The 15,489-nt window shown below is 71.7% G+C and carries 13 protein-coding genes and 1 pseudogene; 10 read left to right on the forward strand and 4 right to left on the reverse strand.

The window, feature by feature from the left end; translation table 11 throughout:
• Window positions 1-216 precede the first annotated feature (216 nt).
• Window positions 217-1,755, reverse strand: a complete 1,539-nt coding sequence (locus tag SZN_RS28970; protein ID WP_007502005.1) for a peptidoglycan recognition protein family protein — start codon at window positions 1,753-1,755, stop codon at window positions 217-219.
• Between the two features lie 245 nt (window positions 1,756-2,000).
• Between SZN_RS28970 and SZN_RS28975 the strand changes: the two genes are divergently transcribed.
• The 5 genes from SZN_RS28975 (at window position 2,001) to SZN_RS28990 (ending at window position 8,594) form a co-directional block, all read left to right on the forward strand.
• On the forward strand, window positions 2,001-2,756 hold the full coding sequence (locus tag SZN_RS28975; protein ID WP_007502007.1) for a TIGR03089 family protein: 756 nt from the start codon (window positions 2,001-2,003) through the stop codon (window positions 2,754-2,756).
• A 333-nt stretch (window positions 2,757-3,089) separates the two neighbouring features.
• Window positions 3,090-3,335 carry a hypothetical protein gene (locus tag SZN_RS41030; RefSeq protein WP_139063589.1) on the forward strand — a complete coding sequence of 82 codons (246 nt, stop codon included), beginning with the start codon at window positions 3,090-3,092 and terminating at the stop codon, window positions 3,333-3,335.
• The gene (locus SZN_RS28980; protein ID WP_078508994.1) at window positions 3,332-4,510 is read left to right on the forward strand and encodes an LCP family protein; all 1,179 of its coding nucleotides are present in this window, start codon (window positions 3,332-3,334) and stop codon (window positions 4,508-4,510) included. Before SZN_RS41030 ends, SZN_RS28980 begins: the two co-directional genes overlap by 4 nt.
• 224 nt (window positions 4,511-4,734) lie before the next feature.
• Complete coding sequence (locus SZN_RS28985; protein ID WP_043733748.1) at window positions 4,735-6,612, forward strand: LCP family protein; 1,878 nt, start codon at window positions 4,735-4,737, stop codon at window positions 6,610-6,612.
• Between the two features lie 383 nt (window positions 6,613-6,995).
• Window positions 6,996-8,594, forward strand: coding sequence for an LCP family protein (locus SZN_RS28990; RefSeq protein ID WP_050815136.1), 1,599 nt, complete (start codon window positions 6,996-6,998; stop codon window positions 8,592-8,594).
• 70 nt (window positions 8,595-8,664) lie between these two features.
• On the opposite strand, the gene SZN_RS28995 is transcribed toward SZN_RS28990, so the two are convergent.
• Window positions 8,665-9,702 carry a glycosyltransferase family 2 protein gene (locus SZN_RS28995; protein ID WP_007502014.1) on the reverse strand — a complete coding sequence of 346 codons (1,038 nt, stop codon included), beginning with the start codon at window positions 9,700-9,702 and terminating at the stop codon, window positions 8,665-8,667.
• 142 nt (window positions 9,703-9,844) lie between these two features.
• Here SZN_RS28995 and SZN_RS29000 point away from each other — a divergent pair, with 142 nt between their 5' ends.
• Window positions 9,845-11,299: an LCP family protein gene (locus SZN_RS29000; RefSeq protein ID WP_007502015.1), complete on the forward strand. Its 1,455-nt coding sequence runs from the start codon at window positions 9,845-9,847 to the stop codon at window positions 11,297-11,299.
• Between the two features lie 161 nt (window positions 11,300-11,460).
• Here the strand turns inward: SZN_RS29000 and SZN_RS29005 are convergent, their stop codons facing one another.
• Window positions 11,461-12,018, reverse strand: coding sequence for an acyl-CoA thioesterase (locus SZN_RS29005; RefSeq protein WP_007502016.1), 558 nt, complete (start codon window positions 12,016-12,018; stop codon window positions 11,461-11,463).
• A gap of 118 nt (window positions 12,019-12,136) precedes the next feature.
• On the opposite strand from SZN_RS29005, the gene SZN_RS29010 reads away from it, so the two are divergent.
• Window positions 12,137-13,417 carry an LCP family protein gene (locus SZN_RS29010; RefSeq protein WP_208865870.1) on the forward strand — a complete coding sequence of 427 codons (1,281 nt, stop codon included), beginning with the start codon at window positions 12,137-12,139 and terminating at the stop codon, window positions 13,415-13,417.
• An 80-nt stretch (window positions 13,418-13,497) separates the two neighbouring features.
• On the opposite strand, the gene SZN_RS29015 is transcribed toward SZN_RS29010, so the two are convergent.
• Window positions 13,498-13,860: a four-helix bundle copper-binding protein gene (locus SZN_RS29015; protein WP_007502018.1), complete on the reverse strand. Its 363-nt coding sequence runs from the start codon at window positions 13,858-13,860 to the stop codon at window positions 13,498-13,500.
• 533 nt (window positions 13,861-14,393) lie between these two features.
• Here SZN_RS29015 and SZN_RS29020 point away from each other — a divergent pair.
• From SZN_RS29020 to SZN_RS39150, 3 genes and pseudogenes are all read left to right on the forward strand, one after another.
• A complete protein-coding gene (locus SZN_RS29020) occupies window positions 14,394-14,585 on the forward strand; it encodes a hypothetical protein (RefSeq protein ID WP_007502019.1) in 192 nt (63 codons plus the stop codon).
• On the forward strand, window positions 14,569-15,093 hold the full coding sequence (locus tag SZN_RS29025) for a DUF6879 family protein (protein ID WP_007502020.1): 525 nt from the start codon (window positions 14,569-14,571) through the stop codon (window positions 15,091-15,093). Before SZN_RS29020 ends, SZN_RS29025 begins: the two co-directional genes overlap by 17 nt.
• Window positions 15,090-15,489 (forward strand): annotated as a pseudogene (locus SZN_RS39150) (helix-turn-helix domain-containing protein); the annotation flags it as partial. The gene SZN_RS29025 and the pseudogene SZN_RS39150, both read left to right, overlap by 4 nt.

Raw genomic sequence — 15,489 nt, forward strand, 5'->3', positions numbered from 1 at the left:
GGAGGGGGCGCCCCGGGCCGGGGGCGTGCGTCCTGCGGGCGTGCGCCGGTGGCCGGATGCCTGACGTGTCGTGGGGGCCGGGTGGTGCGGCGGTCCGGGGAGAAGCGCGGGGTTTTCGCCGGGTTCCCGGCGTCGCAGCGGACTCGGGCGCCCTCCAGTGGTGCGTGGGGGCAGGAGCGCCCCACCGGGCCGGTGCCCGGTGGGGTCCCGTCCGGCTCAGCGTCCCTGGTAGCGGGCGGCCGAGGAACGGGCCGTGCCGAGCTTGCGGTACAGCTGGAGCCCCGGGCACTGCGTCGAGAAGCCGTCCCGGTGACCGGAGATCACGTTCAGCCGTACGCTCCTGCCCTTGCGGTAGAGGTTCCCGCCGCCGGACGTCAGGTACGTCTTTCCACGGGGATTGGCGCCGTACAGGCCGAGCTTCCACGCCGTGAGGCGGGCCACGGCCCGCACGGCGGCGGCGGACGGCTTCGTGCCGCCATAGCTGCCGAGAACGGCGATGCCCATGCTGTTGCTGTTGAAGCCGCGGGTGTGGGCGCCGAGGACCGCCTTCGTCACACCGCCGGCACGCCCCTCGTAGATGTTCCCGCACTTGTCGACGAGGAAGTTGTAGCCGATGTCCCGCCAGCCCATGCTCTTGACGTGGTAGCGGTAGATGCCGCGGATCAGCGAAGGGGCCTGCGAGCACTGGTACTTGCCGCCGGTCGCCGTGTGGTGGACGAAGGCAGCCTTCACCTTCCTCGTGTACGTGAACCTCCGCTCGCGCCAGCTCTCGTCGGCCCCCCAGCCGCGCCGCGTGACGATCCGGGGCCGCGGGCCGATGTACGGCTTCGCCTGCTGGGCCGGTGTCAGTTCGCTGCCGCGCAGGGCCAGCAGCTCCTTCTCGGTCTGCGTCCGGTCCAGGGCGGGGATCTCGGCGGCGCCGGGGGAGGCGACCTCGGCGTTGGCGGCCGAGGCGGCCTGCGCCTCGGCGGTCTCCACGGTCTCGGTCTGGAGCGTGCCCGGACGGGGGGCACCGGCCGTGTCCTCCTGGGCCGCTGCGGGCTCGCCGGGGTCGACGAGTTCCAGGCGCAGGCCCTCGGGCAGTGCGGTGGTCGCGGGGCGGGGTGCCGTCGGGCCGCCGCCACTCGCGGACGTGCCCTCACTGCCGGTCGTCGAGCCGCCCCCGCTCGCGGTCGCGCCCCCGCCACCGGTCGTCGAGCCACCGTCGGTCGTGGTCGTGGTCGTGGTCGCGCCGCCGGACGCCGAGCCGCCGCCCGCCGTCGCGCCCTCACCGCCGGTCGCGCCCTCACCGCCGGTCGTACTCTCAGCGCCGGTCGCGCCCTTCTCGGGCTCGGGGCCCGCGCTCTCCGGTGTGACCCGCAGTTCGACGCCGTCCGATGCGCCGACCCACAGCGGGGCCGAGGAGCCGCGCAGTCTGCCCGCGGCGCCCTCGGCGGTGTCCGGGTCGGCGGCGTGGTCGGCGTTGTGGGTCTCCACGTCCTGCCAGCCCGACCAGGCACCGGTGGCGATTGCTCGGGTGCGCACCTGGACGCGGCCGTGCAGTTCGGCACCCGGGTCGTCCCAGATCACCCCGACGAGGGAGAACGGCCGTACGGCGCGGGGCGTCAGGCGCTGCTCGCCCGGGGCGTCCACCGCGCGGTCGCGGGTGAGGGGGTCGAGGGAGAGGGACTGGGTGCTGCCGGCGAGATCCGGTTCAGCGCCCTCCTGGCGTGCCGACGGGCCGGCCACCGGGGCCGCGCCCGTGGCCGCTTGCACTCCGAGCGCCGGTCTCCCGGTCGCGGCTACGGCGGGTGGGGTGAGCGGGAGAGCGAGAGCGACCGCACACGTGACACCGATCGAGGAAGCAAGGAATCCACGCATACCCCTGATGTTGGACATAGTCATACAAAGCTGTCCATCGGTGACTTGACGGTGCGTCGGCTGCCGTTCCCCCGAACCGGTGGCGGCCGGGTGTTCCGCGCGGGGGGTGCGCGGGCGGGTGCCCGCGTACCCTTGCGCGGGTGAATGCCACCGATCGCACCCCTGCCGACCTGCTGCGATCCGCGCTCGCCGCGGATCCCGGACGCCCCCTGGTGACCTTCTACGACGACGGCACCGGGGAGCGTGTCGAATTGTCCGTGGCCACCTTCGCCAATTGGGTGGCCAAGACCGCGAATCTGCTCCAGGGCGACCTCGGGGCCGGGCCCGGCGACCGGGTCGCCCTGCTGCTGCCCGCGCACTGGCAGACGGCCGTGTGGCTGCTGGCGTGTTCGTCGGTGGGCGCGGTCGCGGACGTGGGCGGGGATCCGGCGGCGGCCGACGTGGTGGTGAGCGGGCCGGACGCGCTGGAGGCGGCGCGGACGTGCCGGGGCGAGCGGGTGGCGCTGGCGCTGCGGCCGCTGGGCGGGCGTTTCCCGCAGCCGCCCGAGGGGTTCGCCGACTACGCGGTGGAAGTACCGGGCCAGGGGGACCGGTTCGCACCCTTCGCGCCGGTCGACCCGGAGGAGCCGGCGCTGATCGCGGCCGGCCGGGAGTTCAGCGGGGCCGAGGTCGTGGAGCGGGCGCGGGCGGAGGCGCCGGGGCTGGGACTCACGGGCCCGGGGTCGAGGATCCTGTCGGCGCTGCCGTACGACACGTGGGAGGGGCTCAACGCCGGGCTGTTCGCGGCGCTGGCGACCGGGGGGTCGGTGGTGCTGTGCCGGCATCTGGAGGAGCTGGGCGAGGAGGGGCTGGCGAAACGGATCGAGAGCGAGCGGGTCACGGCGACCCGGCGATGAGCGTGGGGGGCACAGCGAACCGGCGATGAGCGTGGGGGCACGGTGACGCCCCCGCGGCGCGCATGGGCGTGACGGCGACCCTGTGACGCGTATCGCGGGCGGAGTGCGCGTCGCGGTGGACGTCGGGGCTACGGCGACCTCGCGATGAGCGACGCGGACACGGCGTCACCCTTACGCCCCTGCGACGGACGCATGGGCGACGGCGGCCCCGCGACAAGCGAGCGGGTCACGGCGACCCCGCGGTGCGTATCGGCCGCGGAGCGCGCCTCGCGGTCGTCAGCATCGGGGCTACGGCGACCCTGCCGTCACCGTCAGGGCGGGGTGCGCCGCTCGGTGTCCCCGGCCCTCCCCCGCCCGCCCACCGTCCCCTCCCCCGCCCCGGAACAGCCGCGCGAGGTCCCGACACCCGACCCCACCCCCGACGAGGCCGACGAGGCCGACAAGGCCGACAAGGCCGACAAGGCCGACAAGGCCGACCCGCCCCTCCCCTCACCCGGGTGGCCCAGCAGCGGGCGGCCGGCGGGGGTGGTTGGGGTCATGGTCGTAGGAGCAGCCCACACCGCACGCAGGACGTCATGAGGGGTGGACCAGCCGTGAACCGCACCGCACGGGGAAGCCGGGGGGAGCCGGGGCGCCGGAAGGGGCGCCGGCGGTGGGTGCGGTGGGGGGCCGTGGGGGCCGGGCTCGCGGTGGTCGTCGCCGGCGGGGTCGGCTGGGCCGTGTACGCCAAGCTCGACTCCAACATCACGCCCGACGAGGCCGCCGCCGCCGAACTCGCCCGGTACGAGAAGGAGCGGCCCGGCGCGGCCGCGCGCGGGGCGCAGAACATCCTCGTCATCGGCTCGGACTCGCGCTCCGGCAGCGGGAACCGGCGCTACGGACGCGACTCGGGGACCGAGCGGTCCGACACGACGATCCTGCTGCATCTGTCCGCGGGCCGCCGCAGCGTCACCGCCGTGTCGATCCCCCGCGACCTCATGGTGGACGTCCCCGCGTGCCGCCGCCCCGACGGGCGGCGCTCCAGGCCCCAGTTCGGGATGTTCAACTACGCCTTCCAGGTGGGCGGTTCGGCCTGCACCATCCGCACCGTGGAGCGGATGACGAACATCCGCGTGGACCACCACATGGTGGTCGACTTCCAGGGCTTCAAGAAGCTGGTCGACGCCCTCGACGGCGTGCAGATCTGCCTGTCCGAGCCCATCGACGACAAGGCCGCGCGGCTCAGGCTCCCGGCGGGGAGGGTCACCCTGAACGGCGAGCAGGCCCTCGGCTACGTCCGCGCCCGCAAGTCGCTGGGCAACGGCAGCGACACCGCCCGGATGGAGCGTCAGCAGCGCTTCCTCGCCGCGCTCGTGCACAAGGCGCAGAGCAACGACGTCCTGCTGAACCCGGTCCGGCTCTATCCCGTCCTCGACGCCGCGACGTCGTCGCTCACGACGGACCCGGACCTGGCCAGCCTGCGCGGTCTGTACGACCTCGTGCGGGGCGTGCGCGACATCCCCACCGAACGCGTGCAATTCCTCACGGTTCCGCGCGAGTCGTACCGGTACAACGCGAACCGTGACCAACTGATGGAGCCGGAGGCAGGGCGGCTCTTCGAACGGCTCCGCAGGGACGCACCGCTGAAAGTGGTGGATTCGCCCCGATCGTCCCAGGGTTCGGCCGACGCCGGGCAGTCGAACAGAGCGGCCGGCCCCACTCCCCCGGCGCCCACTTTTCGCGGCAACACGGCCGCCGAGAACACGTGTGAGTAAAGCGCTCACCAAGTCGGCGACCTTCTTCTCAAAGGATTGCGACGAATTGCCCAGTTGTAGGGAAGTGGAATTTGTCACCGCCGTCGTTCCACGCTGAACTGGGCGGATAGTGTGAGCGATCCGGTGCACCCGGCCGCAGTTCGGCCTGCGCACTGTTTGACCGAGACCCGAGCGCCTTGGAGGGGGTAGGCGCCGCGTGGCCCCGACGGAGGATTCAGACAACCGTGGACGCGCAAGGCCGTGGGCGGGCGGACGACATCGATCCCGCAGACCAGTGGGTGCTCAATCCGAACACCGGTGAATACGAACTGCGACTGCCCCCTTCCGCACCGCAGTCATCGGTACCCGGACCTCGCCGGTCCGCCTCCCGTTCCGGAGCGGCTCCCCGTCCCGGCCGGTCGGGCGGAGCGAAGGGCCAGGGCGGAGCAAGGGGCCAGGGCGGAGCGAAGGGTTCCGGCAGAGCGAACGGCCCCGGCGCGGCGGAGGGTTCCGCCGGAGCCGAGGGCGCGACCGCCCCGGCCCGCGGCCGGACCGCGGCGCCGGGACGTGACAGGCGTACGGCGCCGAGCCCCGAAGTCCCGCCGCAGCGCAGGCGCCGGGGTGCCCCCGAGGAGCCGCCGCCGGGCCGGCGCGGCCGCCGGCCGGCGAAGAAGAAGCGCGGGGCCAAGAAGGCGCTGGTGTGGACCGGCGGGATCATGGCGTTCGTGCTGGTCGCCGCCGGCGTCGGCGGCTACCTCTACCTCCGGCACCTCAGCGACAACATCCAGTCGGTCTCCGACGACGGCGCGAGCACCGGTGGCTTCTCCAAGGACAAGGCCATCAACATCCTGGTGATCGGCACCGACAAGCGGACCGGCGCCGGCAACGACGGGTACGGCGACACGGGCAGCTCCGGCCACGCCGACACCACGATCCTGCTGCACGTGTCCAAGGACCGCTCGAACGCGACCGCGCTCAGCATCCCGCGCGACCTGATCACCGACATCCCGGACTGCCCGACCGAGCAGGAGGACGGCAGCACGAAGACGATCCCGGGCGAGTCCGGGGTCCGCTTCAACCTCAGCCTCGGCCAGGAGGGCCGTACGCCCAGCTGCACCATGCGTACGGTCACCAAGCTGACCGGCATCAAGCCGGACAACTTCATGCTGGCCGACTTCAACGCGGTGAAGACGCTGACGACGGCGGTCGGCGGCGTCGAGGTCTGCCTCGCCAAGGACATCAACGACCCCAAGTCCAAGCTGAACCTGCCCAAGGGCAGGCATGTGGTGCAGGGCGAGAACGCCCTGGCGTTCGTCCGCACCCGGTACGCGGTCGGTTTCGGCGGCGACCTCAGCCGGATCGGGCTCCAGCAGCAGTTCCTCAGCGCGCTGATGCGCAAGCTGAAGTCGAACGACACGCTCACCAGTCCCACGAAGATGATCAAGCTGGCCGAGGCCGGCACCCAGGCGCTGACCGTCGACTCCCAGCTCGACAGCATCAACAAGCTGCAGGAGCTGGGTCTGGAGCTGGGCAAGCTCGACACCAAGAACCTCACCTTCACCACGATTCCGGTGATCGACAACCCGGCGGAGAAGGTCAAGGCGACCGTCGTGCTCAACGACGCGGCGGCCCCCCAGGTCTTCGACATGATCAGGAACGACGTGTCGTTCACCGAGGTCAAGGCGCAGAAGAAGAAGGAGGCCGCCGCCGTGGCCGCCCGGTTGAAGGGCAGCAAGGCGGACGCGGCCGACGTGCGGGTGCAGATCCTCAACGGCGGCGCCAAGGGCGGAAGCGCCTCCACCACACTGCTGTGGCTGCAGAACGACGAGGGTGTGTCCAAGTCCGAGAACGCGGGCAACGCCCCGGCGGAACTCGCGAAGACGACACTGGAGTACGGCCCCGACCAGGCGGACCAGGCACGCCGGCTCGCCGACATCATGGGGCTGTCCGGCGCGGCGCTGAAGCCGGGCAAGAGCGTCACCAACGCGCAGGGGCTGCCCACGATGACGCTGACCCTCGGCAGGGACTTCAAGGGCGCGGGCATCCCGCTCACCTCGGCCGCGGGCAAGACCCCGGAGGGCGTGCAGAAGTCCACGGCGGACAAGGTGACGTGCGCGAAGTAGCGGCGGGGGCCACGCCCCTTCCGGTCCCCGAGCCGCCGGCGCGGCGCTGGGGCCCGTCCCCGGAACGAAAAAAGTGGCGCGAACGCAACTGTTCGGGGCACTCGTCGGTCTGACACACCGCACCGGTGTGTCAGCGCCGCCGGCGTGGCGTCGAGCGGTGGCGTCCGGCGTGGATTTTGCCGACACGTGGCCAACCAGGGTCCGGCCCCCAGGGGTCTGACAGGTTGTGGACCGGTGTCGGACAGGGTGATCTGACATGGTGCGCTCCGCACCGGACAGGGAGGTCCGCCGCGGCACGAAGCCGCGTCGGGCCATGGGTGGGGAGGGGCGGAGAGTTGGCGCAAAGCAGTCTGCGAGGGGAGGCCCCCGCGGTGGGGGACACCATGTCCCCGGCCCCGCGGGCCGACCGGGACGATCCGGCCGACCGGGACGGGGCGAGCGACCGGGACGGGGCGAGCGGGGCGGTCGGTGCCGACGGCGGGAGCGGGGGCGGGGCCAGACCCCGCAGGCGGCGGGCGCTGCGCTGGTCGGCGGCGGTACTGGCGATGGTCATACTCGGCACCGCGGGAGCGGGCTTCCTCTACTACCGGCACCTGAACGGGCACCTGAAGAAGGACGCCCTCAACATCGGCGACGCGAAGGACCGCGCCCCGCGCACCGAGGCGAACGCAGCCGGCCAGACACCGCTGAACATCCTGGTGATCGGCTCGGACGCGCGCGACACCAAGGCGAACCAGAAGCTCGGCGGCGCCAGGGAGACCTTCGGGGGCCCGCCGCTGGCCGACGTCCAGATGCTCGTGCACGTCTCCGCGGACCGCACCAACATGTCGGTCGTGAGCATGCCGCGCGACACGCTCGTGGACATCCCCAAGTGCACCGACCCCGGCAGCGGGAAGACCTACGGGGCCCTGCAGCGGACCATGACGAACGAGTCGCTGGGCCGCGGCGGCCCCGGATGCACGGTGGCGACCTGGGAGAAGCTGACGGGCATCCGCATCGACAACTTCATGATGATCGACTTCGCGGGTGTGGTGTCGATGGCGGACGCCATAGGCGGCGTCCCGGTATGCGTCGACAGGAACATCCGCTCCAAGAACAGCGAGGGCAAGGGCTCCGGGCTGAAGCTCAGGAAGGGCACCACGTACGTCCAGGGCGAGCAGGCCCTGCAGTGGCTGCGCACCCGGTACGGCTTCGAGGACGGCAGCGACCTGGCCCGCGCCAAGGCGCAGCACCAGTACATGAACGCGATGGTCCGCGAGCTGCGCAAGAACGCCAAGCTGAGCAACCCGAACAAGCTGCGCAAGCTCGCCGAGGCGGCCACCAGCGCGCTCACCGTCGACCCCGGGCTCGGCTCGGTGGCCAAGCTCTACGACCTCGCGGGCGAGCTGAAGAAGGTCCCGACCGAGCGCATCACGATGACGACGATGCCCAACCGGTACGTCGGCGCGCGCGTCGAGCCCACCGAGGACGCGGCCAAGCTGTTCCGGCTGGTGCGCGAGGACATCGCCCTCGACGGCAAGGACAAGAAGAAGCCGGCCCCGGACAAGGCCGCCTCCACCGACCCGGCCGCGGCGGACGACAGCATCGCCGTCCAGGTGCAGAACGGCACCCGCACCGACGCGCTGGCGCCGGTTCCCGGCCGGGCGACCACCGTCGCCGGTGCGCTGGCCGACAAGGGCTTCACCAAGGCGGTGGCGGACGCGTCGGCCGCGCCCGCTCAGGACACGACGCTCGTCCGCTACCCGAGCGCCGACCTGGAGGGCGACGCCCTGCGGCTCGCCAAGGTGCTCGGCATCCCGGCCAAGGCCGTGCAGAGGTCCACGGACGTCTCCGGCGTCACGCTCGTCGTCGGCGCCGACTGGCGCGAGGGAAAGACCTACGAGGCCCCGAAGAAGGACGACAGCACCCCGGACACGGCGGAGGCGCTGAACGCGTCCGACACCACGGCGTGCATGAAGGTGGACCCCGGCTTCACCTGGTGACCGCGGACCGCGTGAAGGGCCCCCGCCGGCCGTCGTAAGACGGTGGGCGGGGGCCTCGGTGTCCGGTGGGTCAGGCCGCGGCGTCCGTGCCGACCACGGCCGGCCGGCGGGAGGCGATGACCTTCCTCGCCAGGGCGCGCGGGCTGGTCAGGAAGCCGTACCCCCAGCACATGTGCATGGTGGCGAGGGCGACCGGGATCTGCAGACGTGCCCTCAGCGGAAGTCCCCGCCCGGCCGGGAGCGACCCCGCGGTGATCGCGGCGAGGTAGCCCGCCGGGACCAGGAAGCCCCAGGGGGTCAGCGCGGCGCCGACCACGACGCCCGCCGCGATCGCGCACAGCGCCGTCGGGGGGGCGAGGTAACGCAGGTTGATGGAGCCGGCGTGGTAGCGGGCCACGACATGGCGCCAGCGGCCGTAGTCCTTGTACTGCTTGGCGAGGGCCCGCACCGACGGCCTCGGGCGGTACGACACCTTCAGCTCGGGCGAGAACCAGATCAGTCCGCCGGCCTCCCGGATGCGGAAGTTCAGCTCCCAGTCCTGGGCGCGGACGAACTCCTCGTTGTACCCGCCCTGTCGCTCCAGGGCCTCGCGGCGGAAGACGCCGAGGTACACGGTCTCGGCGGCCTGCGCGGCGCCGCCCGTGTGGAAGGCGGCGTTGCCGACGCCGACCTTGGAGGTCATGGCGGCGGCGACGGCGTGCTCCCAGTCGTTCTCGCCCTCGGCGTGCATGATGCCGCCGACGTTCTGGGCGCCGGTCTCCGCCAGGAGGCGTACCGCGGTGGCGATGTAGTCCGGCGAGAGGATGCCGTGGCCGTCGACACGGACGACGACCGGGTGCCGGGAGGCCCCGATCGCCGCGTTCAGCGCCGCGGGGGTCCGGCCGGTGGGGTTGGGGACGGTGTGGACGCGCGGGTCCTCCCGGACGAGCTCGGCGGCGATCTCGTCCGTGCGGTCCGTGGACGGACCCAGGGCGATCACGACCTCCATCTCGCCGGCGTACTCCTGCGCGAGGATCGCTCGCACCGCTCCGCGCAGATGCCGTTCCTCGTTGAGGACGGGCATGATCACGGAAACGGCGGGGAGCTGCACGTCGGGATTGGCGTTCATAGGGGGCTCACGTTACCGCGAACGGGGGACACGGGTGCGCCCCGCCGGGGCCGGTGCCCCGGGCAGCAGATCGTATGGCCCTACGGTGCTCACGGATCCCACGTTCGGCCCTCAGGGCAACCCCCAGCGGAGGTAACGCCCCATGCCCACGCCGCCCCGCCGCTCCCCCGCCCCCGCGCAGCGCGTCCCGCGGCCGTCCCGCGGAGCGGAGCGGCCGGTCGCGCCCGTGCGGCGCAGGCGGCCGCGCTGGGCCATGCGGGCGGTGACCACGCTGTCGGTGGTGGTGCTGGCCTCGGCCGGGATCGGGCACGCGGTGGTCAGCAGCCTGGACGCGCGGATCGCGCGCGTGGACCCGTTCAAGGACATGAAGAACCGGCCGGAGGCGGGCAACGGGATGAACCTGCTGCTCGTCGGCACGGACGGCCGCGACCGCATCACCGAGGAGGAGCGGCGCAGGTACCGGCTCGGCGGGGCGCCCTGCCACTGCACCGACACGATCATGATCGTGCACATCTCGGAGGACCGGGAGCGGGCGAGCGTGGTGAGCCTGCCGCGCGACTCCTACGCCGAGGTGCCCGCCAGGAGGGGGCGCCCGGCCCATCCGGTGAAGCTCAACGCGGCGTACGCGGAGGGCGGCCCCAACCTCACGGTGCGCACCGTCGAGCGGATGACCCGCGTCAAGATCGACCACTATCTGGAGGTCGACTTCACGAGCTTCATGAAGACGGTCGACGTGCTGGGCGGCGTGCGGATCTGCACCGCCAAGCCGCTCAAGGACAGCTACACCGGGCTGGACCTGCCGGCCGGCACGCACCGGCTGATGGGCGGCCAGGCGCTGCAGTTCGTGCGATCCCGCCACCTCGGCGGCGACGCCGACCTCGGTCGGGTGCAGCGCCAGCAGCGGTTCCTGGCCGCGCTGATCACGCGGGCCACGTCGTCCGGCATCCTGCTGAACCCGATGCGGTTCCGGGACGTGACCCGGGCGGTGCTGGGGTCCGTGCGGGCCGACAAGGGCTTCGGCACGGGTGAACTGCTCGACCTCGGGCGGGCGATGCGCACCTTCTCGCCGTCCTCGTCCGAGTTCACGACCGTGCCGATCGGCCGGCTGAACTACCCGGTGAAGGGGCTCGGCTCCACCGTGAAGTGGGACGCCGACCGCGCCGAGCGGCTCTTCGCCGCGCTGCGCGAGGACAAACCGCTCGCCGCGCAGCGCTCCCGGCGCTCGGCGCCGCGGGTGGAGGTCGCCCCCGAGCGGATCCGGGTGCAGGTCGAGAACGGCACGGGGCGGCCGGGGCTCGGCAGGCGCGCGGACGCGGCGCTGGCGGCCGTGGGCTTCGCGGCGTCGGGCCGGCCGGTGGACGCGGCGGGACCCGTCCGGAAGCGTACGGTCGTCGCCCACGACCCCGGCTGGGACCGCTCGGCGAGGTCCCTGGCGGCCGCGCTGCCGGGCAGCGAGCTCAGGGCGGTGAAGGGCCTCGGGCCCACGCTGAAGGTGATCGTGGGCACGGACTTCACGAAGGTGCGCACGGTGCGGGCGGAGGACCCGGGTCAGGGTGAGTCCGCGGTGCTGCGGGGCGACCGGACCGGCTGCTCCTGACCCGCCTCCCCGGTGCCGCGGCGGGCGGCGTTCGCCCCGGTGCGGCCGGGCGGCGTTCGCCCCGGTGCGGCCGGGCGGCGTTCGCCCCGGTGCGGCCGGGCGGCGGTGAGCCACCGCCCGCGGCGGCACCGGTGTCCGCAACAGGGCCGGCGGCCCGCCGCTCAGTCCTGGTAGCCCTCCGCGGCCCGCTTCTCGCGCAGTTCCTTGATGGCGCGGCGGCGGGCCAGCCGGTGGGTGCGGCGGATCTGGGCCTCCTGGCAGCGGCGCCTGTCACGTTCGGTCTCGGGGCGCACCGGGGGGACCCGGCGCGGCCTGCCGTCGCCGTCGACGGCGGCGAAGACCAGGTAGGCCGAGCCGACCTGGGTGGGCGGCGTCGACTCGTTCCAGCGCTCGGCCAGCACCCGCACGCCGACCTCCATCGAGGTCCGTCCCGTCCAGTTGACCTGCGCCTTCACATGTATCAGGTCGCCCACGCGGACCGGTTCGAGGAAGACCATCTCGTCCATGGAGGCGGTGACGGCGGGGCCGCCGCTGTGCCGGCCGGCCACGGCTCCCGCGGCGTCGTCGACGAGTTTCATGATCACGCCGCCGTGGACGGTCCCCAGCAGGTTGGTGTCACTCTGCGTCATGATGTGGCTGAGCGTGGTGCGGGACGCGGACGTCGGCTTGCCCGGGATCTCCGGAACATCCGACTCCGCGGTGGTGACCTGGTCTGTCATGGCCTCCACCCTATGCCGAGGGGACAATCGCGGACTTTGTGTCGGGTTCGCAACAGCACTGCCTCTATTTTCCGCCGGACCTTGTATGGCACCTGGTGGTGCCCTGCACACTGGGCGCATGAATGACTGGCCCCAGGGATCGTCCGACGACAACCGCGGCAGCCGTTACGGACGCGGCAGCGCGAGCCCTCAGCCCGAGAGCGCCCGTGTGATGCGGCAGGTCCGCCGCGGCCCCGCCGCGCCGCCCGGCGGCCAGGGCTACGGCGGAGTGCCGCAGCAGCCGTCGTACGTCGACGGCCAGGGGTACGGCGGCTACGACGGCGGCCGTGACGACGGCTACGACAGCGGCTACAACACCGGCCAGGTGTACGGCGGCGGCGGGGGCGGCGGGGGCGGAACGGGCGGGCCCAGACCCGCGCCGAACTGGCGGCGCCGTATCAAGGTGACCGCGATCACCGTCGTGACGGTGCTGGTGGTGACGAGCGTCGCCACCTACTTCTGGGCCGACTCCAAGCTCAACCGCGAGGTCGACCTGTCCAAGGTCATCGACCGTCCCGAGGCGGGAGAGGGCACCAACTACCTGATCGTCGGCTCGGACAGCCGCGCGGGCATGACCGCCGCGCAGAAGAAGCAGCTGCACACCGGGTCCGCCGAGGGCAAGCGCACGGACTCGATGATGATCCTGCACACCGGCAGCAACGGCCCGACGCTGATCTCGCTGCCGCGTGACTCCAACGTCACGATCCCCTCGTACAAGGGCTCCGAGTCCGGCAAGCTCTACCCGGCCACCGGCCGCCAGGTGAAGCTGAACGCCGCCTACGCCGAGGACGGCCCCGAGCTGCTGGTCCGCACGGTCGAGGCCAACACCGGACTGCGCATCGACAACTACGTCGAGATCGGCTTCGCCGGCTTCGCGAACATCGTGGACGCGGTCGGCGGCGTCGAGTTGGACATCCCGCAGGACATCAAGGACTCCAAGTCCGGCGCCGACTTCAAGAAGGGCACGCAGACCCTGAACGGCGAGGAGGCACTCGCCTTCGTCCGCACCCGGTACGCGCTGGCCGGATCGGACCTGGACCGCACGAAGAACCAGCAGAAGTTCCTCTCGGCCCTGGCGAACCAGGTGGCGACGCCGGGCACCGTGATGAACCCCTTCAAGCTGTACCCGACGATGGGCGCCGGCCTGGACTCGCTGATCGTCGACAAGGACACCGGCCTGTTCGACCTGGCGTCCATGTTCTGGGCGATGAAGGGCGTCAGCGGCGGCCAGGGCACCTCGCTGAACATGCCGATCTCGGGCAACACCGGCAACGGCAACCTCCAGTGGGACACCGCGAAGGTGAAGCAGCTGGTGCAGCAGCTGAAGAACGACGAGAAGGTGACCGTCACCGGCAAGTGAGCGCCACCCGCCGCAAGCGGCCGGGGGCACCCCGGGAAGGGGTGCCCCCGGCCGCTTTGCGGGCGGCCCCGCTCCCGGCGTCACATGGTGGCGCCGGCCATCGCGCGGCAGGTCGCGGCACAGCGGCGGCACGCCTCGGCGCACCGCGTCATCTGCGGATCGTCCGGCACGGACAGACACGCCTCGGCGCACATCTCGCACGCCTTGGCGCACATCGCGCACATCTCCGGCGACAGCGGGGAGCGGCGCATCATCATGTCCGCGCACACGCGGGTGGTCTCGGCGCAGTCCATCAGCGCCCGCATGACCTGCATCTGGGCCTGGCCGCCCAGCTGCATGACGGAGCTCATGGTCTCCTCGCAGACGCTGTGGCAGGTCATGCACGCGTCGACGCAGTCCTGCATCTCCTTGGTCATGGCGGGCATGGTTCCGGGCTGGGTCATGGCTCCTCCTGGCGAACGCGGGAGCCCTGGGCCGGGCCCCGTCTGCCCTTTCCGTCCTACGCCCCCGGGCGACACCGCGCCATCCGACGCGGGCGGGGTGTGCGCACCGGCCCCGGCACCCGGGGGCGGGAACCGGGAGGGCGGGACGAGTGAAGGGTGCCCGGTCGCCCGGACACCCTTCGGCCTCGACTCCCCTGCGGCTAGGGCAGGTTCCTCGCCATCACGATCCGCTGGACCTGATTCGTGCCCTCGTAGATCTGGGTGCTTTACAGGTCATACGACCCTGACCTGCACGAAGACCCCTCCCAGAGGGGGTCTCCCCAGCATCTCCCCATGATCGTCAACAGTCTGCGCAGGCCCGAGGCCCGCTGGAGGCTCCGCCGCCAGTCGCGCGGTATACGAGCAGGCCCGACGCAAGTTACGCGGTTTCCCGTTCCGTCAACCGTGATCGCTTGACCGGTGCGCACAGCCCTCGGGAGCATCGACCCAGATGCGGGGTACTGGCAGCGGCACGGGAGAGGGGAACCCAGACCATGAAGGTCACCAAGCTGGTCAGCACGTGCGACATCAAGGACTGCCCGACGATCTACGCCACAGATCGCGGAACCTTCCTGGTACAGGGCGAGACGCCGACCGACCACGGGCTTCAGATTCCCGCGCACGAAACCCTGGTCGAGATCCCGATGGAACTGGTCCAGAAGGCCATCCGTGACAACCTCCTCTAGGACCCTCGGCGACCTCTTCGAGGCATTCGAGCGCGAGGCATTCCGGCTGGAGACCCTGGACGACTACAGCAAGTCCGGGAGCGTCGACGCCTATCAGGCATTCCTGGCCGGGGAGCCGCAGCCAGACGACTACAACGCAGGCTGGATCGAAGAACTACGCTCGCACACCGAGAAGGGGAAGCGGGTATACCGGGTCCATATCCTGTCCCGCCCGCTCACGGACTATCTCAGGTTCGAACTCGGCTGGGGCTACCGCAAGAATGTGAGCGGGGGCGAAGAGTTCTTCATCCTCGACATCACCGACAAACTCAACCCCTTGGAGAACGTTCCGGATTTCTGGTTCTTCGACTCCGAATCCGTGGCCGTGATGAACTACGACGGAAGCGGAAAGTACCTGGGTTCGGAAGTGCTACCACCGGAACGAACAGCGGAATTCGCGCGGTACCGTGATGCGGCTCTCGCGCACGCGGAACCGTTCACCGAATGGTGGGCCGAGTACGGGACGTGAACAGAGCACAGCTTGGAGCCGCGCTGCGGGCGCTGCGAGTGGCATCCGGCAAGGAAGCCAAAGCGGTGGCCCGCAGCGCCCTCATGTCTCCGTCCAAGCTGTCCAAGATCGAGAATGCGAAGCTGGCACCCAGCGCGACGGACGTAGAGCGCATCCTGACCGCCATCGGCGTCTCGGACGAGGTCAAACGGAGTACGCGGAAGCCGCACGCGCGTCAGCGACGGAGGCGACGGCATGGCGCCTGCTCAAGCGGATCGGGGTCCACAAGGGCCAGCAGGCCGCCAAGGCTCTGGAAGCCCAGATGTCTGTACTGCGGCTGTTTCAACCCGCGCTCGTTCCGGGCCTGCTCCAGACTCCCGAGTACATCAGGGCCATTCTGCAACGACACAACCTGAG

Source organism: Streptomyces zinciresistens K42, from assembly GCF_000225525.1.
Taxonomy (GTDB): Bacteria; Actinomycetota; Actinomycetes; order Streptomycetales; family Streptomycetaceae; genus Streptomyces; species Streptomyces zinciresistens.

Bases quoted from the DNA above. Each gene is read 5' to 3' on its own strand.
- SZN_RS28980 (WP_078508994.1), top strand. From the start codon at position 3,332: ATGAGGGGTGGACCAGCCGTGAACCGCACCGCACGGGGAAGCCGGGGG.
- SZN_RS28990 (WP_050815136.1), top strand. From the start codon at position 6,996: ATGTCCCCGGCCCCGCGGGCCGACCGGGACGATCCGGCCGACCGGGAC.
- SZN_RS28995 (WP_007502014.1), bottom strand. From the start codon at position 9,702: ATGAACGCCAATCCCGACGTGCAGCTCCCCGCCGTTTCCGTGATCATG.
- SZN_RS29000 (WP_007502015.1), top strand. From the start codon at position 9,845: ATGCCCACGCCGCCCCGCCGCTCCCCCGCCCCCGCGCAGCGCGTCCCG.
- SZN_RS29005 (WP_007502016.1), bottom strand. From the start codon at position 12,018: ATGACAGACCAGGTCACCACCGCGGAGTCGGATGTTCCGGAGATCCCG.
- SZN_RS29010 (WP_208865870.1), top strand. From the start codon at position 12,137: ATGAATGACTGGCCCCAGGGATCGTCCGACGACAACCGCGGCAGCCGT.
- SZN_RS29015 (WP_007502018.1), bottom strand. From the start codon at position 13,860: ATGACCCAGCCCGGAACCATGCCCGCCATGACCAAGGAGATGCAGGAC.
- SZN_RS29020 (WP_007502019.1), top strand. From the start codon at position 14,394: ATGAAGGTCACCAAGCTGGTCAGCACGTGCGACATCAAGGACTGCCCG.